Origin of the sequence: Cellulomonas soli (genome assembly GCF_052036975.1) — a bacterium.
Lineage (GTDB): Bacteria > Actinomycetota > Actinomycetes > Actinomycetales > Cellulomonadaceae > Cellulomonas > Cellulomonas soli_A.
Genome location: NZ_JBQIAR010000007.1, coordinates 171,681 through 193,556, shown reverse-complemented (window position 1 = coordinate 193,556; position 21,876 = coordinate 171,681). Strand labels below are relative to the sequence as shown.

At 73.6% G+C, this 21,876-nt stretch carries 25 protein-coding genes; 14 read left to right on the top strand and 11 right to left on the bottom strand.

Annotated features, from left to right (window positions below):
- The first annotated feature begins 14 nt into the window (after positions 1-14).
- The 4 genes from ACTHAM_RS09815 (at position 15) to secA (ending at position 5,972) form a co-directional block, all read left to right on the top strand.
- Positions 15-881, top strand: a complete 867-nt coding sequence (locus ACTHAM_RS09815) for a ComF family protein (protein ID WP_440686844.1) — start codon at positions 15-17, stop codon at positions 879-881.
- Between the two features lie 159 nt (positions 882-1,040).
- Positions 1,041-1,661: a ribosome hibernation-promoting factor, HPF/YfiA family gene (hpf, locus tag ACTHAM_RS09810; protein ID WP_440686842.1), complete on the top strand. Its 621-nt coding sequence runs from the start codon at positions 1,041-1,043 to the stop codon at positions 1,659-1,661.
- A gap of 154 nt (positions 1,662-1,815) precedes the next feature.
- Complete coding sequence (locus tag ACTHAM_RS09805; RefSeq protein ID WP_440686884.1) at positions 1,816-3,072, top strand: winged helix-turn-helix domain-containing protein; 1,257 nt, start codon at positions 1,816-1,818, stop codon at positions 3,070-3,072.
- Between the two features lie 98 nt (positions 3,073-3,170).
- The gene (secA, locus tag ACTHAM_RS09800; protein ID WP_440686840.1) at positions 3,171-5,972 is read left to right on the top strand and encodes a preprotein translocase subunit SecA; all 2,802 of its coding nucleotides are present in this window, start codon (positions 3,171-3,173) and stop codon (positions 5,970-5,972) included.
- Between the two features lie 88 nt (positions 5,973-6,060).
- Here secA and ACTHAM_RS09795 read toward each other — a convergent pair whose 3' ends face one another.
- A complete protein-coding gene (locus ACTHAM_RS09795; RefSeq protein ID WP_440686838.1) occupies positions 6,061-6,822 on the bottom strand; it encodes an Rv3235 family protein in 762 nt (253 codons plus the stop codon).
- Positions 6,819-7,670: a LysM peptidoglycan-binding domain-containing protein gene (locus ACTHAM_RS09790; protein ID WP_440686836.1), complete on the bottom strand. Its 852-nt coding sequence runs from the start codon at positions 7,668-7,670 to the stop codon at positions 6,819-6,821. The genes ACTHAM_RS09795 and ACTHAM_RS09790 overlap by 4 nt, the downstream gene beginning before the upstream one ends.
- 139 nt (positions 7,671-7,809) lie before the next feature.
- Here ACTHAM_RS09790 and ACTHAM_RS09785 point away from each other — a divergent pair, with 139 nt between their 5' ends.
- Positions 7,810-8,337, top strand: a complete 528-nt coding sequence (locus tag ACTHAM_RS09785; RefSeq protein ID WP_440686834.1) for a hypothetical protein — start codon at positions 7,810-7,812, stop codon at positions 8,335-8,337.
- 68 nt (positions 8,338-8,405) lie between these two features.
- On the opposite strand, the gene ACTHAM_RS09780 is transcribed toward ACTHAM_RS09785, so the two are convergent.
- Entirely contained in the window at positions 8,406-8,636 is a 231-nt protein-coding gene (locus ACTHAM_RS09780) for a helix-turn-helix domain-containing protein (RefSeq protein WP_440686832.1), read from the bottom strand.
- A gap of 112 nt (positions 8,637-8,748) precedes the next feature.
- On the opposite strand from ACTHAM_RS09780, the gene ACTHAM_RS09775 reads away from it, so the two are divergent.
- The 3 genes from ACTHAM_RS09775 (at position 8,749) to ACTHAM_RS09765 (ending at position 11,327) form a co-directional block, all read left to right on the top strand.
- A complete protein-coding gene (locus ACTHAM_RS09775) occupies positions 8,749-9,426 on the top strand; it encodes a hypothetical protein (protein WP_440686830.1) in 678 nt (225 codons plus the stop codon).
- 1 nt (position 9,427) lies between these two features.
- Positions 9,428-10,768, top strand: a complete 1,341-nt coding sequence (locus ACTHAM_RS09770; protein ID WP_440686828.1) for an AAA family ATPase — start codon at positions 9,428-9,430, stop codon at positions 10,766-10,768.
- A 106-nt stretch (positions 10,769-10,874) separates the two neighbouring features.
- A complete protein-coding gene (locus ACTHAM_RS09765; protein ID WP_440686825.1) occupies positions 10,875-11,327 on the top strand; it encodes a DUF6912 family protein in 453 nt (150 codons plus the stop codon).
- A 39-nt stretch (positions 11,328-11,366) separates the two neighbouring features.
- Here ACTHAM_RS09765 and hisN read toward each other — a convergent pair whose 3' ends face one another.
- From hisN to ACTHAM_RS09740, 5 genes are all read right to left on the bottom strand, one after another.
- Positions 11,367-12,170, bottom strand: a complete 804-nt coding sequence (gene hisN / locus ACTHAM_RS09760) for a histidinol-phosphatase (protein ID WP_440686823.1) — start codon at positions 12,168-12,170, stop codon at positions 11,367-11,369.
- A 31-nt stretch (positions 12,171-12,201) separates the two neighbouring features.
- A complete protein-coding gene (gene rsgA / locus ACTHAM_RS09755) occupies positions 12,202-13,314 on the bottom strand; it encodes a ribosome small subunit-dependent GTPase A (RefSeq protein ID WP_440686821.1) in 1,113 nt (370 codons plus the stop codon).
- Entirely contained in the window at positions 13,314-14,690 is a 1,377-nt protein-coding gene (gene aroA / locus ACTHAM_RS09750) for a 3-phosphoshikimate 1-carboxyvinyltransferase (protein ID WP_440686819.1), read from the bottom strand. Before aroA ends, rsgA begins: the two co-directional genes overlap by 1 nt.
- Before the next feature lie 75 nt (positions 14,691-14,765).
- Positions 14,766-15,251: a DoxX family protein gene (locus ACTHAM_RS09745; RefSeq protein ID WP_440686817.1), complete on the bottom strand. Its 486-nt coding sequence runs from the start codon at positions 15,249-15,251 to the stop codon at positions 14,766-14,768.
- A gap of 8 nt (positions 15,252-15,259) precedes the next feature.
- Positions 15,260-15,796 carry a ferritin gene (locus tag ACTHAM_RS09740; RefSeq protein ID WP_440686815.1) on the bottom strand — a complete coding sequence of 179 codons (537 nt, stop codon included), beginning with the start codon at positions 15,794-15,796 and terminating at the stop codon, positions 15,260-15,262.
- Positions 15,797-15,871: 75 nt separating this feature from the next.
- Between ACTHAM_RS09740 and ACTHAM_RS09735 the strand changes: the two genes are divergently transcribed.
- Positions 15,872-16,540: a sigma-70 family RNA polymerase sigma factor gene (locus ACTHAM_RS09735; protein WP_440686813.1), complete on the top strand. Its 669-nt coding sequence runs from the start codon at positions 15,872-15,874 to the stop codon at positions 16,538-16,540.
- Positions 16,537-16,827, top strand: a complete 291-nt coding sequence (rsrA, locus tag ACTHAM_RS09730) for a mycothiol system anti-sigma-R factor (RefSeq protein WP_440686811.1) — start codon at positions 16,537-16,539, stop codon at positions 16,825-16,827. Before ACTHAM_RS09735 ends, rsrA begins: the two co-directional genes overlap by 4 nt.
- Positions 16,828-16,933: 106 nt before the next feature.
- Here the strand turns inward: rsrA and ACTHAM_RS09725 are convergent, their stop codons facing one another.
- Complete coding sequence (locus tag ACTHAM_RS09725; RefSeq protein WP_371863679.1) at positions 16,934-17,008, bottom strand: 50S ribosomal protein bL37; 75 nt, start codon at positions 17,006-17,008, stop codon at positions 16,934-16,936.
- Between the two features lie 202 nt (positions 17,009-17,210).
- On the opposite strand from ACTHAM_RS09725, the gene ACTHAM_RS09720 reads away from it, so the two are divergent.
- The 3 genes from ACTHAM_RS09720 (at position 17,211) to ACTHAM_RS09710 (ending at position 19,872) form a co-directional block, all read left to right on the top strand.
- A complete protein-coding gene (locus ACTHAM_RS09720) occupies positions 17,211-18,299 on the top strand; it encodes a type IV pilus twitching motility protein PilT (RefSeq protein ID WP_440686809.1) in 1,089 nt (362 codons plus the stop codon).
- Between the two features lie 146 nt (positions 18,300-18,445).
- Entirely contained in the window at positions 18,446-19,261 is an 816-nt protein-coding gene (locus ACTHAM_RS09715; protein WP_440686807.1) for a DUF4097 family beta strand repeat-containing protein, read from the top strand.
- Positions 19,262-19,263: 2 nt separating this feature from the next.
- Entirely contained in the window at positions 19,264-19,872 is a 609-nt protein-coding gene (locus ACTHAM_RS09710) for a PadR family transcriptional regulator (RefSeq protein ID WP_440686881.1), read from the top strand.
- A gap of 18 nt (positions 19,873-19,890) precedes the next feature.
- On the opposite strand, the gene ACTHAM_RS09705 is transcribed toward ACTHAM_RS09710, so the two are convergent.
- Together ACTHAM_RS09705 and ACTHAM_RS09700 are read right to left on the bottom strand one after the other, a co-directional pair.
- A complete protein-coding gene (locus ACTHAM_RS09705) occupies positions 19,891-20,490 on the bottom strand; it encodes a GDSL-type esterase/lipase family protein (RefSeq protein ID WP_440686805.1) in 600 nt (199 codons plus the stop codon).
- A gap of 151 nt (positions 20,491-20,641) precedes the next feature.
- On the bottom strand, positions 20,642-20,818 hold the full coding sequence (locus ACTHAM_RS09700) for a hypothetical protein (RefSeq protein ID WP_440686803.1): 177 nt from the start codon (positions 20,816-20,818) through the stop codon (positions 20,642-20,644).
- Between the two features lie 93 nt (positions 20,819-20,911).
- Here ACTHAM_RS09700 and ACTHAM_RS09695 point away from each other — a divergent pair, with 93 nt between their 5' ends.
- Positions 20,912-21,871: a GlxA family transcriptional regulator gene (locus ACTHAM_RS09695; protein WP_440686801.1), complete on the top strand. Its 960-nt coding sequence runs from the start codon at positions 20,912-20,914 to the stop codon at positions 21,869-21,871.
- Positions 21,872-21,876 lie beyond the last annotated feature (5 nt).

Sequence of the window (21,876 nt, the reverse complement as noted above, 5' to 3'; positions counted from 1 at the left end):
CCAGGCTGCACGGCATGGTCACGTGGCGTGAGCTCGGGTCGGCGCTGCTCGCCCTGGTGCTCCCCGTCGGGTGCGCCGGGTGCGGCCAGGACGACGTCGCCTGGTGCGCGGTGTGCAGGGCGCTGCTGACGGGCCCGCCCCGGCGGTGCGAGCAGCGCGCCGGCCGGCTCGACCGCCTGGGCACCCGACCCGACGTGCCGGCCTGGGCGCTCGCGGACGCGGTCGGCCCGGTACGGTCCTTGGTCGTCTCCTGGAAGGACCGGGGCCGCACCGACCTGACCGGTGGTCTCGTGGGTGCGCTCGCCGCGGCCGCCGTGCACGTGTCGCCCGAGCTCGGGGCCGCGGTGGCGGTGTGCCCGACGCAGTCGCCTCTGCTCGTGGTGCCCGTCCCGTCGACGGCTGCCGCCCGGCGGCGCCGCGGGGCCGACCTGGTCGGGCTGCTGGCCCGCGGTGTCGCGCGTGCGCTGGACGAGGAGCTCGGCGGGCGCCACGGGGGCACGGGTGCCCGTGCGGTGACGGTGCTGCGTCGCCGAGGTGGCCGCGACCAGGTCGGCCTCGGACGTCGGGCGCGTGCCGAGAACCTCGTGGGGAGGGTCCGGGTGGCCCGCGGGGTCGACCTGCGTGCGCTGGACGGTGCACCGGTGCTGCTCGTCGACGACGTCCTCACCACAGGGGCCACGGCCGCCCAGTGCCACGAGGTGCTGCTGCGGGCCGGCGCGGTGGTCGTCGGGCTGCTCGTGCTCGCCTCGACACCACCGCCGCAGGAGGTACCGGTCGACGGCCCGGTTCGTCCCGGTTGGCCGCCGGTCACGCAAGACTCACAGGTGAACCCTCGCGTGACGCGCGGCCGGAGGCTGGATAGTGCGCCGTACCGGAGATAGCGTGGATGCCTCAGCCGATACGTCGGAGGGTGTTCCGGACCGTTGCGCCCGGATCTCCGAGGCGCCGGGAGGGAGGTGATGCCGCCCGTCGTGCCCCGCAGGGTCACGACGCCGATGTCACCCGGGCGGGTCACCGCCCCCACTCCTGGAGGAGCACACATGGAGATCGTGGTTGCCGGCCGGCACACCGAGGTTTCGCCCCGATACCGCGCCCACCTCGAGCAGAAGCTCGAGAAGGTGACGCAGCTGGCCCCCCGCGCCCAGCGGATCGACGTCCTCGTCTCGCACGAGGCCAACCCCCGTCAGGCAGGCAGCAGTGAGCGCGTCGAGCTCACCGTGGTCGACCGCGGGCCTGTCATCCGCGCCGAGGCGTGTGCCGACGACCGGTACGCGGCGCTCGACCTTGCGCTCGGCAAGCTGCTCGAACGCCTGCGTCGCACCCGTGACCGTCGCAAGGACCACCGCAACCACACCCCGCTCACCCCGGTCGACGTCCGTCCGCCGCAGGCCGCACAGGAACCGGAGGTCGCGCCGACCTCGGACGACGGGGCGGTCGAGACGACCCTCGGTGACTCGCCGGTGGTGATCCGCGAGAAGGTGCACCAGGCCCAGCCGATGACGCTCGACGACGCGCTCTACGAGATGGAGCTCGTCGGGCACGACTTCTTCCTGTTCATCGACATCGAGACGGCCCAGCCCGCCGTCGCCTACCGCCGTCGGGGCTGGAGCTACGGGGTCATCAAGCTCGACACCCCGGTGGCCTCCACCGTCGCGGTCTGATCCCACCACCCCGGACGGGGCGGCCTGCACCCTGCGGGTCGCCCCGTCCGCGCGTGTCGGTCCCGGGCGGCAGGATGGCGCCGTGCCTCTCGCTGACCCCGTCGCCACCGTCCCTCCGGCCGCACCCGGTCGGCACCGGGCCGAGGCCGAACGCCTGACGCTGTCGCAGGCGCGACGCACGGCGCTGCGTGCGCAAGGGCTCGACCGTCCGCGGTCCGCGCGCACCGGGCCGGTGACCTTGCGGCACTTCCAGCAGGTGATCGACCGGCTCGGGCTGCTGCAGATCGACTCCGTGAACGTGCTCGCGCGGGCCCACCTGATGCCGACGTTCTCCCGCCTGGGTCCCTACGACCCTGCGCTGCTGGACCGCGCCGCGGGACACGCGCCGCGGCGGCTTGTCGAGGCCTGGGCGCACGAGGCCTCGTACGTGCCCCCGGAGACGTTCCGCCTGCTCGAGTGGCGTCGGCGGGCGTACCGCACGGAGGCCTGGGGCTCGATCGCCGGCGTCCCTGCCGAGCACCCGGGCGTGCTGGCCGACGTGCGGGCGATGGTGGCCGATCTGGGACCGTTGACCTCGGCGCAGGTGCACGAGCGGTTCGAGGCGGAGCACCCGCGCACCCGCTCCGAGTGGGGATGGAACTGGACCGTCGCCAAGCGTGTCCTGGAGTTCCTCTTCTTCACCGGTGAGGTGACGGCCGCCGGGCGGACCGCCACGTTCGAGCGGCTGTACGACCTGACCGAGCGGGTGCTGCCCCCGCAGGTCCTGGCCGCCCCCGAACCCTCCGAGGATGACGCCGTCCGTGCGCTGGTGGAGATCGCCGCACGCGCCCACGGTGTGGGAACCGAGCGGTGCCTGGCGGACTACTTCCGGATCGGCCGCGCCCGGGTGCGGCCGGCCGTGCGCGAGCTGGTCGAGCAGGGGGTCCTCGAGGAGGTGCAGGTCGAGGGCTGGGGGGCGGCGCTGCGCCACCGGGACGCCTCGCTGCCACGGCGGGCCACCGGTGCGACGCTGCTGAGCCCGTTCGACCCGCTCGTGTTCGAACGCCGGCGGGTCGAGGACCTGTTCGGGTTGCGCTACCGCATCGAGATCTACGTCCCGGAGCCGCAGCGCGTCTGGGGGTACTACGTGCTGCCGTTCCTGCTCGGCGAGGAGCTCGTCGCGCTGGTCGACCTCAAGGCCGATCGGAAGGCGGGAGTTCTGCGTGTGCACGCCGCGCACCGGGCACCCGTGCAGCCGGCACCGCGCCGTGCCGCCCAGGTGGGTGCCGTGGTCGAGGCGCTCGCCGGCGAGCTGGGGGTCCTGGCGGCGTGGCTGGGACTGGGTGAGGTCGTCGTGGGGGACAAGGACGGCCGGATGCGCGGCGACCTGGCCGACGCGCTGGCCCAGCGCGTTCTTCGCCCCGCTCCCTGAGCCTCGCCTACGATGGTCGGGCCCGTCCGTGCGGTCGGGCTGCCAGCCGCTCCGACGCCGCGCGCGCCCGGGGTGCGAACACATGTCGGGAGTTCTGCGTGCCTGCGATCCTCGAGAAGGTCCTGCGACTCGGCGAGGGCCGGATCCTCAAGAAGCTGTCGGGCCTGGCCGACCAGGTGAACACCCTCGAGGACAGCTTCCTCGCCCTGTCGGACGCCGAGCTGCGCGAGGAGACCGACAGGTTCAAGGCGCGTCTGGCCGACGGCGAGTCGACCGACGACCTGCTCCCGGAGGCGTTCGCCGCCGTCCGCGAGGCGGCCCGGCGCACGCTCGGCCAGCGGCACTTCGACGTGCAGCTGATGGGCGGCGCCGCGCTGCACCTGGGCAACATCGCCGAGATGAAGACCGGTGAGGGCAAGACCCTGGTCGCCACCGCGCCGGCGTACCTCAACGCGCTCAGCGGTGAGGGCGTGCACGTGGTCACGGTCAACGACTACCTGGCCGGCTACCAGGCCGAGCTGATGGGCCGCGTGTACCGGTTCCTCGGCCTGAGCACCGGCGTGGTGCTCGGCGGCCAGACGCCGGCCGAGCGGCGCGTGCAGTACGCGGCCGACATCACGTACGGCACGAACAACGAGTTCGGGTTCGACTACCTGCGCGACAACATGGCCTGGACCACCGACGACCTGGTGCAGCGCGGCCACCACTTCGCCATCGTCGACGAGGTCGACTCGATCCTCATCGACGAGGCCCGCACGCCGCTGATCATCTCCGGCCCGGCCTCGGGTGACGCGAACCGCTGGTACGCCGAGTTCGCCAAGGTCGTCCGTCGCCTGGAGCCCGAGCGCGACTACGAGGTCGACGAGAAGAAGCGCACCGTGGGCGTCCTGGAGCCCGGCATCGAGCGCGTCGAGGACTACCTCGGCATCGACAACCTGTACGAGTCGCTGAACACCCCGCTCATCGGGTTCCTCAACAACGCCATCAAGGCCAAGGAGCTCTTCCGCCGCGACAAGGACTACATCGTCGACCGCGGCGAGGTGCTCATCGTCGACGAGCACACCGGCCGTGTGCTGCCCGGTCGCCGCTACAACGAGGGCATGCACCAGGCCATCGAGGCCAAGGAGGGCGTGGCGATCAAGGCGGAGAACCAGACGCTCGCCACGATCACGCTGCAGAACTACTTCCGTCTGTACACCAAGCTGGCGGGCATGACCGGCACGGCCGAGACGGAGGCCGCCGAGTTCCAGGGGACCTACAAGCTCGGTGTGGTGCCGATCCCCACCAACCGCAACATGCAGCGCATCGACCAGAAGGATTTCGTCTACAAGAACGAGGACGGCAAGTTCGACGCGGTCGTGGTCGACATCGTCGAGCGGCACGCCAAGGGGCAGCCGGTGCTCGTCGGCACGACCAGCGTCGAGAAGAGCGAGCTGCTGTCGGCCAAGCTGAAGAAGCAGGGTGTGCCGCACGAGGTCCTCAACGCCAAGCAGCACGCGCGTGAGGCGGCGATCGTGGCGCAGGCCGGCCGCAAGGGTGCCGTCACCGTGGCCACGAACATGGCTGGTCGCGGCACCGACATCATGCTCGGCGGGAACGCGGAGTTCATGGCGGTGGCGGACCTCGCCGCGCGCGGGCTGGACCCGGCGGAGAACGCCGAGGAGTACGAGGCCGCCTGGCCCGACGCGCTGGAGAAGGCGAAGGAGGCCGTCAAGGCCGAGCACGACGAGGTCGTCGAACTGGGCGGCCTGTACGTGCTGGGCACCGAGCGCCACGAGTCGCGGCGCATCGACAACCAGCTGCGTGGACGGTCCGGCCGTCAGGGCGACCCGGGCGAGTCCCGGTTCTACCTGTCGATGCAGGACGACCTGATGCGCCTGTTCAACTCGGGCCTGGCCGAGTCGATGATGACGCGCGCAGGGTTCCCGGACGACCTGCCGCTGGAGTCGAAGATCGTCACGCGGGGCATCCAGTCCGCGCAGTCGCAGGTCGAGGCCCGCAACTTCGAGATCCGCAAGAACGTCCTGAAGTACGACGACGTCCTGTCCCGGCAGCGCACGGTGATCTACGACGAGCGTCGGCGGGTGCTGGAGGGCGAGGACCTGCAGGTGCAGGTCGGCCACTTCCGGACCGATGTCGTCAAGGACTACGTGGCTGCCGCGACCGCGTCCGGGACCCCTGAGTCGTGGGACCTGGAGGCGCTGTGGACGGCGCTCAAGGCGGTGTTCCCGGTGAGCATCACGGTCGAGGAGGTCGTGGAGGAGGCCGGTGGGCCCACCCGGCTGTCGGCCGCACTGCTCGAGCGCGAGCTCCTCTCGGACGCCGAGCACGCCTATGCCGAGCGTGAGGCGAGCATCGGCGAGGACAACATGCGTCAGCTCGAGCGGCGTGTGACCCTGTCGGTGCTGGACCGCAAGTGGCGCGAGCACCTCTACGAGATGGACTACCTCAAGGAGGGCATCGGGCTGCGGGCGATGGCCCAGCGAGACCCGCTGGTGGAGTACCAGCGCGAGGGCTTCCAGCTGTTCGCGGCGATGACCGATGCCATCAAGGAGGAGACGGTCGGCTACCTGTTCAACCTCGAGGTGAAGGTCGCCGAGCCCGAGGCGCAGGGCGAGGCCCCGGCCGTCACGGCGGACTCGGCCGCGCAGGCCTCGTCGGGTGCCGGTGCAGCTGCTGCACGGCCTCGCTCGGTCAGCGACGGTCCCGTGCCCGGTCGGCTGGTGGCCAAGGGCATCGACGGTCCTGACCAGCGCACACCGCTGCAGTACTCGGCGCCGACCGAGGACGGTGGGGTCGAGACCCGCGGAGCCGACGGTGCACCGCGTCCGGCGGCCGCGGACGGTGACGGCAACCGTGAGGCGCGGCGCAAGGCGGCCAAGCAGCAGCGCAAGCGCTGAGGTCGCCGGCGGCCGCCTGGACCGGCGCGCGCCTCGCAGACGGAACGGGACCCCTGTGCGCCTCGGTGCGCGGGGGTCCCGTCGTGTCTCAGCCGACCTCGAGTGCGGTCACCCGCCACGCGCCGCGGTGGGTCTCGAACCGCAGTGCCACGGCGCGCACGCGGTGCCCGTCGTGGGCGACCACGGTGGCCTCGGCCGCGTGCGGGTCGACGGGGCACACCCGCACACGTCGCACCAGCGGCCGGCGTCCCGTCCCGGCTCCGAGCACACGGACCGTGAGCTCGGTGCGGGTGCGCAGCGCCTCGTAGACGCCCGGGGTGACCCATCGCGCCAGCTGGGCGAGTGGGCGCGTGCCGGCCAGCACCTCGAGCACCGCGTGGGCAACCGCCCCTGAGGTGTGCCGCAGGTCGGCCGTGGGTACGGGGCCGCGTGGCTCGTCGGCGGCCTCGACGACCGTGGAGCGGTCCGCGGCGCGCAGGGCCTCGATCCGGGCGCCGACGGTCTGCGGTACGGCGTGGACCGAGGTGGACGTCGTCGGAGCGGGCAAGGAGGGTCCGGACGGCACGAGCCGGATGCGGGGGGCGCCCGACCCGGGCGTGGTTCCGGCGCGCGGCCGGTCGCGCGGCATGCGGGGCGTCGGTTGCCCGGGCGGGCCCGCGGGCGCGGGCCGCGAGCTCGTGCTGCGACGTCGGGTCGGTGCGGCGCCCGGCTCCCTGACCACGTCGCGCAGCGGACGGTCGTCGTGCGGCGCACGGTCGGGGGCTCCGGTGCGGGGTGCGCGCGCGGGCGTCGGCGCGCTGAGCGCCTCCTCGACGGGGCCGGGCTCGTGCTCGAGGGTCGTCGGACTCATCGGGGGACCTCCGTCTGTGCAGGGGTGGGGGAGTCGGGTGTGGCTGCGGCGGCGGTCGTGGGCGCGTGGAGCACCTGCGCGGGCTGCAGCTGGTCGGGGTCGTCGCCGATGACGTCGCGGTTGGCCTTGTACCACTGCGGCCAGGCGGATGCGATGTCGGCGTCGCCGGCGCCAGCCGGCAGGTGGCGGGCAGCGATGTCCCAGAGGCTGTCGCCCGCCTGGACGACGACGGTCGTCGGAGGTTGGGTGGCCTCCGCGGTCGCCGCGAGCGGGGCGGGTTGCTGTGCGGTGACCCTCGAGACGGTGGTCGGACCCGGTGCGGGGACCGTGGCCGTGACGGCACTCGTGCCGGTGGGTCGCCACAGGGTGTCGGCCGGGGCAGCCGGGTCGGTCGCGCCCGCGGTGGGGGTCCACCCGAGGCTCGGGGCGGTGGCCTCCGCGGTGGCGACGCCCGTCGGTCCTGCCGGCGTCGGAGATGGCGCGGCGGCGTGCGCTCCTGTGGCCAGGCTCAGCCCGAGGCCGGTGGTGACCGTGACGGCCAGGGCGCGGCGCACGATCGTCGGCGCCAGCCGGTGCACCGCGGCTTCGCCGGCCCGCCAGCTCGACCCGGCGATGCGGGTCAGGACGCACAGCAGGGCGATGCCTGTGGAGGCGGCGAGCCAGGCGCTGACCGCGGTGCCGGTGCCGGTGATGACCAGTGCCACCAGGTCTTCGACCCGCACGGCTCCGCCCCGCCGGGCGCCGTCGACGGTCAGGTGGGCCAGGGCGAGGGTGAGACTCGTGGCGCCGACAGCGCCGGCGAGGAGGCCGGCCGTGGCCTGCAGCCGTCGGCCGTGGATCTGGTTCATCGAGCCCCCGAAGCATCCGTTTGATGTCGTTTGGTGAAGATTGGTGGTGCTAGGTGTACATGACGCGGTCACCCGGCGTCCAGTCAATCGGACAACTCGGACATCACTGTCACCCGAACGAGTCCTCTACGGTGGGCGGGTGCGGTGGGAGCAGCTGTTCGCAGACCTCGAGGGGCAGGTGCGGGCCGGGCGCGTCGCCGACGCGCGCGCCGAGATCGCCGAGCTCGTCCGCGCGGAGCGTGCCGCGGTGCACCTGGTGGATCGCCTTCGCGCCGGGGTGGGGCGCCCGCTGCGGCTCGAGGTCCACGGGGTCGAGCCCGTGCACGGGGTGCTGCTCGATGCCACGGGCGAGTGGCTGCTGCTGGCCACCGCGGCCGCGCGTCGAGCGCTCGTGCCCACGGCCGCGCTGCTGGGCGTCGACGGGCTCGATCCGCACGTGGCACCTGCGGCGGGCGTGGTGGAGTCGCGGATCGGCCTGGGCCACGCGCTGCGAGCGTTGGCGCGCGACCGGGTCGCCGTCCGTGTCGAGGTGGCAGGCGCGACCTGGCGTGGGCGGGTCGAGCGGGTGGGTGCCGACCATGTCGACCTGTCGGTCGGCGAGGACCCGCGCAGCGGTGCGGCGCTGGCCGTGCCGTTCGCCGCGCTGCGGGTCGTCTCGACCCTCTGATTGACGCGGGGCCCTCGGTGCCCGGGGCTCGAGGTGCGGGGCGGAGCCCCGGGTCCGCGCGGTGCCGGTCAGTCGATCGAGGTGTGTCCGGCCTCGGCGTCCGCCGCGATGCGGGCACGGGTCTGCTCGTACATCCGCTGGATGTAGGACTCGAGCTCGCTCTGCTCCACGCGCCACTGGTTGCGCCCGCCGACCTGGATCGCGGGCAGCTCACCGGTGCGCACGAGCGCGTAGGCCTGGGGCGTGGAGATGTTGAGGATCTCCGTCACGTCGGCGAGTGTCAGGAACCGCGGGGCCATGTCCGCAGTCTGGCACGACGAGGCGCGCCCGCCCCGCTGTCCACAATCGGCGAATCGTCCGTTGTGCACCTTCTGCACCAGGCAGGATGGGGCCTTCGAGGAGAGGAAGTCGATGGACACCAGCGTGCTCGACCTGCCCGCACCCGTCGCCGTGCGCCTGCGGCGCCCGGGCTGGCGCGACCCACGGCTGCTGGCCGGCCTGGCGATGGTCGCCGCGTCGGTCGCCCTGGGGTCCTGGGCCGTGCAGACGGCGCAGGCCACCGTCCCGGTCTACGTCGCGCGCGGCGCGCTCGTGCCGGGGGAGTCGGTGGGCGCCGACCGGCTCAGCGTCGTCGACGTGCGCCTGGGCACGGTCGACCTGGCCGGGTACCTGTCGGCGGACGAGCCGTTGCCGTCCGAGGCGGTCGTGGTCCGTGTCGTCGGCGACGGTGAGCTCGTGCCGCGTGCCGCACTCGGCACGCGCACCGACCTCGACGTCCGCCCGGTCGCGGTGCCCGTTGCGGTCTCGCCGTCCGACGGCGTCGTGGTCGGGTCGCTGGTGGACCTGTGGTTCGTACCTGCCGCCGACCAGGCCACCCAGGTGGACTCGTCGACCGGCGAGGAGGCGCCGCACGCGCTCTCCGAGGGCCTGACGGTCGCTCAGGTCGACCGACCCGGCGGGGCGCTGTCGGGCAGCGGCGCGACCGTGGTGCACGTGCTGGTTCCCGGTGATCAGCTGCCCCAGGTCCTCGCCGCGCTCGCGTCCGAGGGCACCCTCGACGTGGTGCCCGTGCCCGGCACGGGGGGCTGACATGAGCGTCGGAGTCCTGTGCGCCGTGACCGGTCCGGCCGAGACGAGCATCGTCCAGGCGGTCGAGGGCGCGGCCGGTCGGCTGAGCGTCACCCGACGCTGCGCCGACCTGACCGAGCTGCTGGCCGCGGCCGAGGCGGGTCTGGGCAGGCTGGCCCTGGTGTCGGCCGACCTCGACCTGCTCGATCGCGAGTCGGTCGACACGCTGCACCGCTGCGGCGTGCGTGTGGTGGGTGTGCGCGACCCGTCACGGCCGCAGCACGCCGAGCTGCTGACGGCCTGGGGCGCCGACCTCGTCGTGGACGCCCCCACGGACCAGGCGACCGCCGCGGGTGTCGTGGCCGACGTGCTCGCGGTCCTCGACGACCCGGCAGCCTCCGTCGTGGCACCGGCCACGCAGCGGGTGGGTTCGACCCCAGGCACCGTCCCGGGCCCGCTGGTGGCTCCCGGTGCGGTCGTGGCTGTGTGGGGCCCCACCGGTGCGCCGGGCCGCACGACGGTGGCGGTGAACGTGGCGGGGGAGCTCGCCGCCGCGGGGCACCGGACCCTGTTGGTCGATGCCGACACCTACGGCGGGTCGATCGGGCAGGTCGTCGGGCTCCTCGACGAGGCACCCGGGCTCGCCGCAGCGGCACGCGCCGGGGGCCAGGGCACGCTCGACCTGCCCACGCTGGCGAAGGTCGCACCCCTGCTCGGCCCGGACCTGCGGGTGCTGTCGGGGATCTCGCGCGCCGACCGGTGGCCCGAGCTGGCCGGCCCGGCGCTCGACGTGGTCTGGTCGGTCGCCCGTCGGCTCGCGGCGTGGACGGTGATCGACTGCGGGTTCTGCCTCGAGCAGGACGAGATGCTGTCCTACGACACCCGTGCGCCGCGGCGGAACGCGGCGACGCTCAGCGCGCTCGAGGCGGCCGACGTGGTGCTCGTCGTCGGATCGGGTGACCCGGTCGGACTGCAGCGGCTCGTGCGAGGGCTGGGTGAGCTGACCGACCTGGGGCTGGGGCACGAGCGCGTGGTCGTGGTGAACAAGGTACGGGCCTCGGCGGCCGGGCCGCGGCCGGCCGAGGCGGTGCAACAGGCTCTGGCTCGGTACGCCGGCGTGCGTGAGGCGGTGCTCGTGCCGGACGACAGAGCTGCGACGGACCTGGCACTGCTCGAGGCCCGCCTGCTGCGCGAGGTCGCGCCGGGCTCGCCTGCGCGTCGCGCGATCGCGTCGATCGCCGCGGTGCTGGCCGGTGCGGCCGGCGCGGCGCCTGCGCCGTCGGCGGCGGCCGCGGGCGCGCGTCCGGTGGCCACCGCTCAGGACGTCGCGAGCCTGCGGGAGCCGGCGGGCGCCGAGCGGTGAGACCGGCCGCACGGGTCACCGCGGGCCGGTCTCCTGCGGGGGCCGTCCCACGGTATGTCGGCGCGGCCGTGGCACCGGTGCGTGACGGGCGCGGCACACTGGTCACGTGCGCATCTACCTGCCGGCGACGCTGGACGAGCTCGACGCCTTCACCCTGCTGTCCGCACGTGACGCCCATGCGGTGACCCCGGCGCTGCGTGCCGCGCTGCCGGACGAGGACGAGGAGGGGTTGGAGTTCGCGGCGCAGCTCGCCGCGGCCGACGACTCCCTGCTGCGGATCGCCGCGGCGCCGTCCGCTCCGCCGCTGCGGCTCGTGGTGTCCGCCGACGTCCCCGACGCGATCGTCGGCGAACCGGACCAGGCGTCGCCCGCTCCCAGCGCCGTGGCCCTGCTCGGGGTCGTGCAGCGCGGGTGGGTGGTGTGCGTCCACGTCGACGAGCCGGTGGCCTCGGCGGACGTGACGGCGGCCCTGGACGGTCAGGAGGCCGCCGTCGAACGCCTCGCCGAACGTGACCTGCTCTGGTACGACGTGAGCGAGCTGGACGCCGTGCCGCGCTGAACCAGCTGAACCAGCCGACGCCGCCGGGCCTGCTGGGTCTCAGAGCGCCGGCAGCGGGTCCAGCAGCGCAAGGGCGGAGTCGTGCAGCAGCCCGTTGCTGACCAGGGCCGAACCGCCGAACGGTCCGGGCACACCGGTGATCGACGTGAACGTGCCACCGGCCTCGGTGACGATCGGCACCAGCGCGGCCATGTCGTGCAGGGACAGCTCCGGCTCTGCCGCGAGATCCACCGCCCCTTCGGCCACCAGCATGTACGACCAGAAGTCCCCGTAGGCCCGTGTCCGCCAGACCTGGCGGCTCAGGTCGAGGAACCCGTCCAGGCGGCCGCGCTCCTCCCACCCGCTCAGGCTCGAGTACGACAACGAGGCGTCCTGCAGGCGGTCGACCGCCGAGACGTGCAGGCGTGAGGCGGCCGCCAACGACCTGCCCGACCACGCACCGGAGCCCTGCGCCGCCCACCAGCGTCGGCCGAGGGCCGGGGCGCTGACCAGGCCGAGCACCACCTGGTCACCGTCGAGCAGAGCGATCAGGGTGGCCCACACGGGCACCCCACGGACGTAGTTCTTGGTGCCGTCGATCGGGTCGACGACCCAACGGCGCGGCCCGTGCCCCGTGTCGGGCATCTCCTCGCCGTGCACGGCGTCGCGCGGGCGCGCCCGGGACAGCTGGGCGCGCACCAGCTCCTCGGCGCTGCGGTCCGCGTCGGACACGGGCGTCAGGTCGGGCTTGGTCTCGACGCGCAGGTCGAGCGCCTTGAACCGGTCGAGGGTGAGCGCGTCGACCTGGTCGGCGATCACGTGGGCGAGGCGCAGGTCGTCGTCATACCCGGTTCGCAGGCTCATGACGGCCACGCTAGCGGCTCTGGCTGCCTGCTCAGGGGAGGGTGGGGGTGCCGTTGTCGGGCTGGTCTCCCTCGGGCGTGCCGAGGCGGCTGGCCAGCAGCCGGCGGAACGAGCCGAGCCGGGCTGCGCGCGCGTCGCGGACCGGGGCGTCGGGGGCGTCGGCGACCCAGGCGTCGAGCAGGCAGTCAGGCGCGTCGGCCGCGTGCGTGCAGCCGCGGGGGCACTCCTGGGCGATGTCGGCGAGGTCGGCGAACGCCCCGAGCAGGTGCTGCGGGTCGACGTGCGCGAGACCGAACGAGCGCACCCCCGGGGTGTCGATGACCCACGTGGGCCCGTGCGCGCCGGGTACGCGCAGCGCGACCGCCGATGTCGAGGTGTGGCGCCCGCGTCCCGTGACGTCGTTGACGCGGCCGATGGCCCGGCGGGCATCGGGTACGAGAGCGTTGACCAGCGTGGACTTGCCCACACCGGAGTGGCCGACGAGCACCGAGGTCCGACCGTCCAACGCGTCCAGCACCGCTTCGAGCCCGCGCACCGCACGTTGCGGCTCGGTGGTGCCGTCGGGCGTCGTCGCGGGGACGTCCTCCGTGCGTGTCACCACCACGCGGACGCCGATCGGCGCGTACATGTCGACGAGCCAGCCGGCGTCGGCCAGGTCGGCCTTGGTCAGGGCGAGCAGCACGTCCATACGTGCGTCGTAGGCGGCGGCGACGCAGCGGTCGATCATGCGGGTGCGCGGCTCCGGGTCGGCCAGCGCCGTCACGATCACCAGCTGGTCGGCGTTCGCGACGATCACCCGCTCGATCGGGTCGGTGTCGTCGGCGGTGCGACGCAGCACGGTGCGACGTGCACCGATCCGCACGATGCGCGCGAGCGAACCGTCGGCCCCTGAGGTGTCGCCGACGACGTCCACCCGGTCACCGGGCACCACGCGCTCGCGCCCCAGCTCGCGTGCCTTCATCGCCACGGCGCGACGCTCGTCGGGCCCGTCCGGGTCGACGAGCACGGTGTAGCGCCCGCGGTCGACCGCGATGACGAGTGCGACCTCGGCGTCGGCGTGCTCGGGTCGTTGCTTGGTCCGGGGGCGCGAGCCCTTGCCGGGCCGCACGCGCACGTCCCGCTCGTCGTACCGGGGTGTCGGCATCAGCCGGCGATCTCCGGACGGGTGGTGGCGGGCTGCCCTGTGCCCTGCTCGCGCGCAGCCAGCATGGTGGTCCACAGCCCGACGAAGTCGGGGATGGTCTTGGCGGTGGTGGCGACGTCCTCGACGAGCACGCCGGGGACGCGCAGCCCGATCAGCGCCCCGCCGGTGGCCATCCGGTGGTCGGCGTAGGTGCGCCACGTGCCGCCGGTGAGCGGCCGGGGCGTGATGACCAGACCGTCGGCGGTCTGCTCGGCGCGGCCACCGAGGCGGGTGATCTCGGTGGCGAGCGCGGCCAGGCGGTCCGTCTCGTGCCCGCGCAGGTGCGCGATGCCGCGCAGCCGCGTCGGGGAGTCGGCCAGTGCGGCCAGTGCGGCGATGGTGGGGGCCAGCTCGCCGGCGGCCGCCAGGTCCAGGTCGAGCCCGTGGATCGCACCGGTGCCGGTGACCGACAGGACGTCGCCGTCGAGCGAGGTGACGGCACCCATCCGGGTGAGGATCCCGGGCAGCAACCCTCCGGGCTGCGTGGTGCTCGAGGGCCATCCGGGCACCAGGACGGTGCCGCCGGCGACGAGGGCCGCGCACAGGAACGGGGCCGCGTTCGACAGGTCCGGCTCGACGCGCACGTCGCGGCCGGCCACCGGGCCGGGGGCGACCTGCCAGATGGCGGGGCGCGAGTCGTCGACCTGCACACCTGCGGCGCGCAGCACCGCGACCGTCATCTCGATGTGGGGCAGGCTGGGCAGGGTCGGGCCGATGTGCCGCACGGTCAGCCCTCGCTCGAAGCGTGCCGCGGCCAGCAGCAGGCCCGAGACGAACTGACTCGACCCGGACGCGTCGACGTCGACGTGCCCGCCCGCCACCGCGCCGCGTCCGCGCACGGTGAACGGCAGCCGCCCGTCCTGGCCGTGCTCGTCGACGCGCACGCCGAGCGTGCGCAGGGCGGTGAGCACAGGCCCCATGGGTCGGGCGAGCGCCTCGGTGTCCCCGTCGAAGTGCACGTCACCGTCGGCCAGCGCGGCCACCGCGGGCAGGAACCGCATCACCGTGCCGGCCAGACCGCACTGCACGGTCGTCCCGCCGCGGACCGGTCCGGGTTGGATCGACCAGTCGCCGGGGGCGCCGTCGACCGGTTCGACCCGCGTGCCGAGCTGCTCGAGCGCCGCGGCCATGAGCAGGGTGTCGCGCGAGCGCAGCACCCCGCGCAGCCGGCTGGGGGAGTCGGCGAGCGCTGCCAGCACCAGGTAGCGGTTGGTCAGCGACTTGGACCCGGGGACCTCAACCAGGGCCCGCAGCGGTCCGGCGGCCTCCGGGGCAGACCACAGCGGACCGCGGCCGGGCGCGGTGGTGGTCGGGTCGGCGGCGCCGTTCGTCGTCATGGGCGTCAGGCTATCGCCGCATCGGGGGCCGAACCGGGCGGTGTCCGCGCGCCGGGTGGGTGCTGGGCGGTGTGGTCAGTCGGCGGCGTGTGCGAGCGCACGGGCCTCGCGCGCCTGACCTACGCGCCAGGCGATCCCCGGCCGTCCTTCCCGGTCGGCGGCCACCAGCAGGGCCGCGCCGGTGAACGTCAGCGCCTGCACGAGCCGGTCGCGTCGGACGCGGCGCTGCACCTTGTCGTGCCCGGCACGCCTGTCGGGCAGGTTGGCCAGCACCAGCGGGGCGGTGAGTGCGGCGAGCGCGAGTGCCGCGGTGCGCGGGGCCCTGCCGCCCATCACCATCAGACCGGCGGTGGCCAGCGCCACACCGTGCACGCGCGCGGCCGTGCGCAGCACCGCATCGGAGGGTTCGGTGTCGAGCGAGGGGGGCAGCAGCCCGGCGGGCAGCCGCGCCAGCGTCGCGCGCAGCTCGTCCGCGTGCGGTGCGGGGTGCCGCACGACGTCGGTGCCCTCGGCGACGAACCAGGTGGCGAACAGGGGGCGGGCGATCTTCCTCAGCAGCATGGCGGGCCTCAGATCGCGCCGCCGGCGGCGGACGGGGCGTCGGCCGACTCCCCACCGTCCCCGATGGTCTCGCGGGCGACGTAGTTCTCGAGGTCGAACAGGTTGTCCTTGGCGCGCTGCGCGACCGTGAGCAGCGTCTGCGCGGAGGCGACCTCCTCGACCTGCTCCTTGAGGAACCACAGCAGGAACTGCTCCCCGAGTGCGTCCCCTTCGCTGCGGGCCGCCTGGAAGATCGCCTCGATCTGCTCGGTGACCTTCTTCTCCTGGGCCAGGGCGAGGGCGATGGGCTCGGTGACGGCACCGAAGGCGTTGCGGACGGGGCTGCCGGCGGGGATCTCCACGGGCAGGTCACGGTCCAGCAGGTACTGCACGATCATCATCGCGTGGTTGCGCTCCTCGAGCGCCTGCCGGTAGTAGTGCCGCGCCAGCTGGGGGAGGTCCTGACCGTCGAACCAGACGGCGATCGCCACATACTGCTGGTGGGCGTCGAACTCGTGGCCGATCTGCTCGCGCAGCAGCCGCAGGAACGTCGAGGTGTCGGTCATGGCCTCAACGCTAGTGCGGCCCGCCGGACCTCGCGCGGGAATGCGGCGAGGGTCGCTGCTGTTGGACCGCCTGTGATGGCAGGAGTACTGGAGCGCACGGTCGGGCTAGGCTCGTCGACGATGAGCGAGGACACGCACCGCGCACCGGCGGCCGAGGACGACGCGGCCAGGACGGAGCGCTTCGAGAGCGAGGCGCTGGTCTACCTGGACCAGCTGTACGGCGCTGCCCTGCGCATGACGCGCAACCCGTCGGACGCCGAGGACCTCGTCCAGGAGACGTTCACGAAGGCGTTCGCGGCGTTCCACCAGTACCGCCCGGGCACGAACCTCAAGGCGTGGCTGTACCGGATCCTCACCAACACGTACATCAACACCTACCGCAAGAAGCAGCGCGAGCCGCAGCAGTCCCGCTCGGAGGAGATCGAGGACTGGCAGCTGGCGCGCGCGGAGTCGCACACGTCCTCCGGGCTGCGCTCCGCCGAGGCGGTGGCGCTCGATCACCTGCCGGACTCCGACGTGAAGGATGCGCTGCAGCGCATCCCCGAGGACTTCCGGATCGCGGTGTACCTCGCGGACGTCGAGGGGTTCGCGTACAAGGAGATCGCCGAGATCATGGGGACGCCGATCGGGACGGTGATGTCCCGGCTGCACCGTGGCCGCGCCCAGCTGCGCGAGCTGCTCGCCGACTACGCCCGTGAGCGCGGGCTCGTCGCGGTGACCCCGACACCGGAGGGCACACGATGAGCGAGCTGAAGGACCCGATGCACCCGGCCGCGTCGCAGGACTGCGGGTGCCCCGAGGCGCTCGACCGGCTGTGGCAGTACCTGGACGCCGAGCTGACGGCACCGGACAAGGACGTGGTCAGTGCGCACCTGTCGCACTGCACGGGCTGCCTGGAGGAGCACGAGGTCGAACGGGTGCTCAAGGCGGTCGTGCGCCGGGGCTGCCAGGAGGTCGCACCGGACGAGCTGCGGGTGCGGATCCACGAACGGATCACTGTGCTGCGGCTGCGGGGTTCGTTGCCCGAGTAGCCGTCGCCGCCGGGGCAGGGCAGGCGTCCGGTGCGCGGTCACGAGAACGGCGAAGGGCCCGGATGCGCTGTGCGCACCGGGCCCTTCGTGCCGTGTCGAACGCGTCTCAGGCGTTCGGACGGTTGCCGTGGTTGGCGGCGTTGCCCTTGCGGGAACGGCGCTTGCGACCGCGCTTGCTCATCGTGTCTCCTCGGGTTTCGGCGCCCGTGCGATGCGCCGGACTCGGCTCCATGGTCCCACATGCGCGGGCACCCGCGGTGCGCCTGGGCCTGGTCGGTCCGACCGGTGCCGGGACGCCACGGTGGGTGCCCGCGCCGCCCGGGTGGGTGCCCGGTGACCCGGCCGGACTCAAGTCGGGGGCGCCCGGACCCGATATCAGCGACGTGAGCGACCCGAACCTGTCCGTGATCCCGTTCCTGCACGCCCTGGCGAGCACGGGCGGCTCCGACCTGCACGTGAAGGTCGGTTCGGCGCCCCGTGTGCGCGTCGACGGCCGCCTGCGCAAGCTGCAGGTGCCCGAGCTGCGCCCCTCGGACACCGAGCGGATGCTCGAGGAGGTCCTGCCCGACGACCTCGTGGAGGAGTTCCGGCTCAAGCACGAGGCCGACTTCGCGTACTCCGTGCCCGGCGTGGGCCGGTTCCGGGTGAACGCCTACCAGGCGCGCGGCACGTACGGCATGGTGTTCCGGCGGGTGGCGGTCGGCGCGCAGTCGCTCGACGAGCTGGGTCTGCCGGAGGTCGTGGGTGAGCTGGCGCTGGAGCCGCGCGGCCTGGTGCTGGTGACGGGGCCGACCGGTTCGGGCAAGACCACGACGCTGGCCTCGATGGTCGACCTGATCAACTCCTACCGCGAGGTCAACATCGTCACGATCGAGGACCCGATCGAGATCCTGCATCACGACAAGAAGGCGATCGTCTCGCAGCGCGAGGTGCGTCAGGACACGGCGGACTTCACGGTGGCGCTGCGCGCAGCGATGCGCCAGGACCCGGACGTGATCCTGGTCGGCGAGATGCGTGACGTGGAGACGGTCCGGGCGGCGCTGTCGGCTGCCGAGACCGGGCATCTGGTGCTCTCGACGCTGCACACGATCGACGCACCCGAGACGGTCAACCGGATCGTCGACTTCTTCCCGCCGCACGAGCAGAAGCAGGTGCGGGTGGCTCTCGCGCAGGCGCTGCGTGGCGTCGTCTCGCAGCGCCTGGCGCGCAAGTCGGACGGCTCGGGTCGTCGCGCGGTCGTGGAGGTCATGGTCAACACGGGCCGCACGGCCGAGGTGATCCTGGACCCGCAGGCCGGCCCGCCGCTGATCGACCTGATCCGCGACGGCGACTTCTACAAGATGCAGACGTTCGACCAGCACCTGTTCCAGCTGGTGCGTGACGACGTGATCACCTACGACGAGGCCATCGCGACGGCCTCGAACCCGCACGACCTGACCGTCGAGCTGCGGGCGGCCGGCCTGGTGGCCTGAGCCTGCCGCTGCACGAGGACCCCTGGCGCTGCCGCGGCGCCGGGGGTCCTCGTGCGTGCGGTGCGTGCTCGGCCGGGGCTTGCCGTGACGGCAGACGCGATATAGCGTGAGTGAGGAACGAGATATATCGCGAATGGAGATCCGCCATGGGCACCGAGTCCTGGGTCGTCGCAGGCCCCCAGATCATCGAGGTCGACCACGTCGACCAGCTGCGCGTGCAGCTGGTGGGCGGGCGGGTCGACGTCGTCACCCACGACGAGCCGGGCACCCGCGTCGAGGTGCACGCCGTCGACGGGCGCCCCCTCGAGATCAGCCTGTCCGACGGGGAGCTGCGCGTGGGGTACGCGTTCACGCTGGACGGCTGGGAGGGCTTCCTCGAGAAGTTCCGCAACTTCCGAGACAAGGACAGCGCCGACGTGCACATCGCCGTGCCACGGCACGTGCGCGCCCGGCTGGGCACCGTCAGCGGCGACGGCCTGCTGGCCGGCGTGCAGGAGGACGCGTCGATCTCGACCGTGTCGGGCTCCGTGATCAGCGACGGCACCCGCGGGCGGCTGAACGCCAACACCGTCTCGGGGGAGATCGTGGTGCGCGACCACGCGGGCGACCTGCGGCTCAACGCGGTCTCGGGTGACACCGCGGCGTCCGGCGAGCTCACGCTCGTGCAGGCCAACACGGTCTCCGGCTCGCTGGTGCTCGACATCGCCTCCGCCACCTCCTCGATCACGGCCTCGACGATCTCCGGCGACGTCACCGTCCGCCTGCCGCAGGACGCGGGGGTGCACGCCCGTGCGCAGTCGGTCACCGGGCGGCTCGTGGTCGACGGGCAGGAGTACAAGGGCGGCACGCCCGGTCACCGGACCGTCGACCAGCGCACCGGGGACGGCGGGTGCTTCGTCTCGGTCACGTCCGTCTCGGGGCACGTCACCGTGCTGCGCGGCGCGCCGGTGGGGGGTGCGTGACCGTGGCCCAGGTGTTCGCCCACGGCCAGCTGCGCCTCTACCTGCTCTCGCTGCTGGAGGCCGGGCCGCGGCACGGCTACGAGCTCATCACCGCGTTGCAGGACAGGTTCGGCGGCACGTACCGGCCCAGCGCGGGCACGATCTACCCGCGCCTGGCCCGTCTGGAGGAAGAGGGTCTGGTCCGTCGCACGGACGAGGGCCGCAAGGCCACCTACGCCCTGACCGACGCGGGGCGCCGTGAGCTGCACGAGCGCAGCGCCGACCTGGCGTTCCTCGAGGAGGGGATCGCCGAGACGGTGCGCGAGCGGGCCGAGCAGCTGCGTGTCGACGTGCGTGGCTCGATGCGGGGCCTGCGGGCGGACCTGGCCGCGGCCGCGCAGCAGGCGCGGGCCGGTGCGGTGCCGCACGGACCCAGCCCGGCCGACGAGGCGCGGTACGCCTCGCACGCCCGGCGGATGGAGGCCGAGGCGCTGCTGCAGCGGTTCCGCGACGAGGTGCGGGCCGACCTGCGTCGTGCCGATGCCTCAGGGCAGCTCTCGCAGCTCACGCTCGACACGGTGCGGACGGTGCTCGACAGCGCCTTGACCGCCGTGCGGGGGACGCTGCGCTGACGGCGGGCGTCGCGCCGGTCAGGCGATGTCGTCGGGCAGCCCGAGCCAGGCGTGCCAGCCGGTGTGCAGCACGAGCCAGGCCATCAGGCCGTACCCGGCCTGGCCGGGCAGCAGGCCGTCGCCGGCGGCGAGGTCGCCCAGCCACTGCTCGTGCGCAGCCAGTGGCGTGTACATGTCGACGTACGGCACGCGGCGGCGCAGGGCGACGTCACCGAACGCGGCCGACAGGTCGGCGAGCCGGTCCCCGTCGGCGGTGCTGCCCGGCGGGGGCCCGACGACGAACGCCGGCATGCGTCGCTGCTCGGCCATGTCGAGGATGTTCGCCAGGTTCAGGCGGCTGCGCGCCAGGGAGAGGTCCGCGGCGATGTCAGCGCGCCCCAGGGCGACGACGAGCCGGTTGTCGGCCTCGGGGGAGGTGCGGCGGGCGACCTCCTGCTCCCACCGTGCGCCCAGGGCTGTGGTCGTCTCACCGGGGACTGCGAGCGTCAGCACCGTCATCGGGTCGGGCGTGAGGGTGCGTGCGCTCACACGTCCGACCCACCCCAGGGCCTTGGGGTCGCCGGCTCCGGCGGCGAGCTCGTCGCCGATCACCGCGAGCCGCAGCTCACCCACGTGCATCCACCCCGCTCTGTCTCGTCCGTCCCCGACGTGGGCCCCGGTGCGCTGCGAGGCGCAGGGGTCCGCAGCCACCAGTGTCGCAGGAGGTGGTGCGTGCTGGCCGGAAGGTCGTCGTCCGGGCCTGTCGTGGGTGTGTCGTCGCGGATGCCGATCAGCCGAGGCGGGTCGGACCTGACGGGAAGCGGCCGTAGGCGTCGCGGGGTGGTGCGGCGGACGAGGCGGACCGCGGGTACGAGGACCCGTGGCCGTCGCGAGCGACGGTGCGCACGAGCGCGACGACGAGGGCGACGAGGGTGAGTGCGCCGAGCAGGATCCACACGAGAGTCATGGCAGGAATTCTGTGTGAAGGGAGAATCTGCCACGAGTGGCAGAACTGACGTCGACCGTTGAAGTCCTGCCAAGGTCTGCGCATACTGGCCGCATGCTCCGGTCCGTCGCGGTCCTCGTCCTGCCGAACGTCGCACCGTTCGAGCTGGGCACCATGTACGAGCTGTTCGGCATCGACCGCAGCGAGACCGGCGGACCCCGGTTCGACTACACCGTGTGCGCCCCCGCACCAGGCACGTACCGCAGCAAGGGTGGCTTCTCGGTCCTCGTCGAGCACGGCCTGGAGGCCACCCGCGACGCCGACCTGGTCGCGGTACCCGCCTACGGCGAGGGCGAGCCGATCGACGAGACCGCCCTGCAGGCGCTGCGCGACGCCCACGCGCGCGGGGCCTGGGTGATGTCCGTGTGCAGCGGCGCGTTCGCGCTCGGACAGGCGGGGCTGCTCGACGGACGCCGGTGCACGACCCACTGGATGCACGCCGCCCGCCTGCAGGAGCAGGTGCCCACCGCCCGCGTCGACCCCGACGTCCTCTACGTCGACGACGACCGGATCGTGACCGGCGCCGGCACCGCGGCAGGCATCGATGCCGGGCTCTACCTGGTCCGTCGCGAGCTGGGCGCCGCGGCCGCCGCCTCGATCGCCCGACGCATGGTCGTGCCGCCGCACCGCGACGGAGGTCAGGCCCAGTACGTCGACACGCCCCTGCCGTGCGAGGCCGACACGTTGGCCCCGCTGCTCGCCTGGATGGTCGAGCACCTCGACGCCGAGCTGACCGTCCCCGACCTGGCCGCCCGGGCCCTGATGTCCGAGCGCACCTTCGCCCGGCGCTTCCGCGCCGAGACGGGCACGACGCCGGCCGCCTGGGTCACGCGGCAGCGTGTCGTGCGCGCCCAGGAGCTGCTCGAGCGCAGCGAGGCGCCCGTCGACGAGGTCGCCCGGCTGTGCGGGTTCGGCACCGCCGCTGTGCTGCGCCACCACTTCGCCCGCACGCTGGGCACCAGCCCGCTGACCTACCGCCGCACGTTCGCCGGCCCGACCGCCCGGATGGGCTGACCGGC

Bases quoted from the DNA above. Each gene is read 5' to 3' on its own strand.
- ACTHAM_RS09715 (WP_440686807.1), top strand. From the start codon at position 18,446: ATGGGCACCGAGTCCTGGGTCGTCGCAGGCCCCCAGATCATCGAGGTC.
- hpf (WP_440686842.1), top strand. From the start codon at position 1,041: ATGGAGATCGTGGTTGCCGGCCGGCACACCGAGGTTTCGCCCCGATAC.
- rsrA (WP_440686811.1), top strand. From the start codon at position 16,537: ATGAGCGAGCTGAAGGACCCGATGCACCCGGCCGCGTCGCAGGACTGC.
- ACTHAM_RS09775 (WP_440686830.1), top strand. From the start codon at position 8,749: ATGGACACCAGCGTGCTCGACCTGCCCGCACCCGTCGCCGTGCGCCTG.
- ACTHAM_RS09795 (WP_440686838.1), bottom strand. From the start codon at position 6,822: ATGAGTCCGACGACCCTCGAGCACGAGCCCGGCCCCGTCGAGGAGGCG.
- ACTHAM_RS09815 (WP_440686844.1), top strand. From the start codon at position 15: ATGGTCACGTGGCGTGAGCTCGGGTCGGCGCTGCTCGCCCTGGTGCTC.
- ACTHAM_RS09790 (WP_440686836.1), bottom strand. From the start codon at position 7,670: ATGAACCAGATCCACGGCCGACGGCTGCAGGCCACGGCCGGCCTCCTC.
- hisN (WP_440686823.1), bottom strand. From the start codon at position 12,170: ATGAGCCTGCGAACCGGGTATGACGACGACCTGCGCCTCGCCCACGTG.
- ACTHAM_RS09700 (WP_440686803.1), bottom strand. From the start codon at position 20,818: ATGACTCTCGTGTGGATCCTGCTCGGCGCACTCACCCTCGTCGCCCTC.
- ACTHAM_RS09735 (WP_440686813.1), top strand. From the start codon at position 15,872: ATGGCAGGAGTACTGGAGCGCACGGTCGGGCTAGGCTCGTCGACGATG.
- ACTHAM_RS09770 (WP_440686828.1), top strand. From the start codon at position 9,428: ATGAGCGTCGGAGTCCTGTGCGCCGTGACCGGTCCGGCCGAGACGAGC.
- ACTHAM_RS09695 (WP_440686801.1), top strand. From the start codon at position 20,912: ATGCTCCGGTCCGTCGCGGTCCTCGTCCTGCCGAACGTCGCACCGTTC.
- ACTHAM_RS09780 (WP_440686832.1), bottom strand. From the start codon at position 8,636: ATGGCCCCGCGGTTCCTGACACTCGCCGACGTGACGGAGATCCTCAAC.
- ACTHAM_RS09740 (WP_440686815.1), bottom strand. From the start codon at position 15,796: ATGACCGACACCTCGACGTTCCTGCGGCTGCTGCGCGAGCAGATCGGC.
- rsgA (WP_440686821.1), bottom strand. From the start codon at position 13,314: ATGCCGACACCCCGGTACGACGAGCGGGACGTGCGCGTGCGGCCCGGC.
- ACTHAM_RS09705 (WP_440686805.1), bottom strand. From the start codon at position 20,490: ATGCACGTGGGTGAGCTGCGGCTCGCGGTGATCGGCGACGAGCTCGCC.
- ACTHAM_RS09745 (WP_440686817.1), bottom strand. From the start codon at position 15,251: ATGCTGCTGAGGAAGATCGCCCGCCCCCTGTTCGCCACCTGGTTCGTC.
- aroA (WP_440686819.1), bottom strand. From the start codon at position 14,690: ATGACGACGAACGGCGCCGCCGACCCGACCACCACCGCGCCCGGCCGC.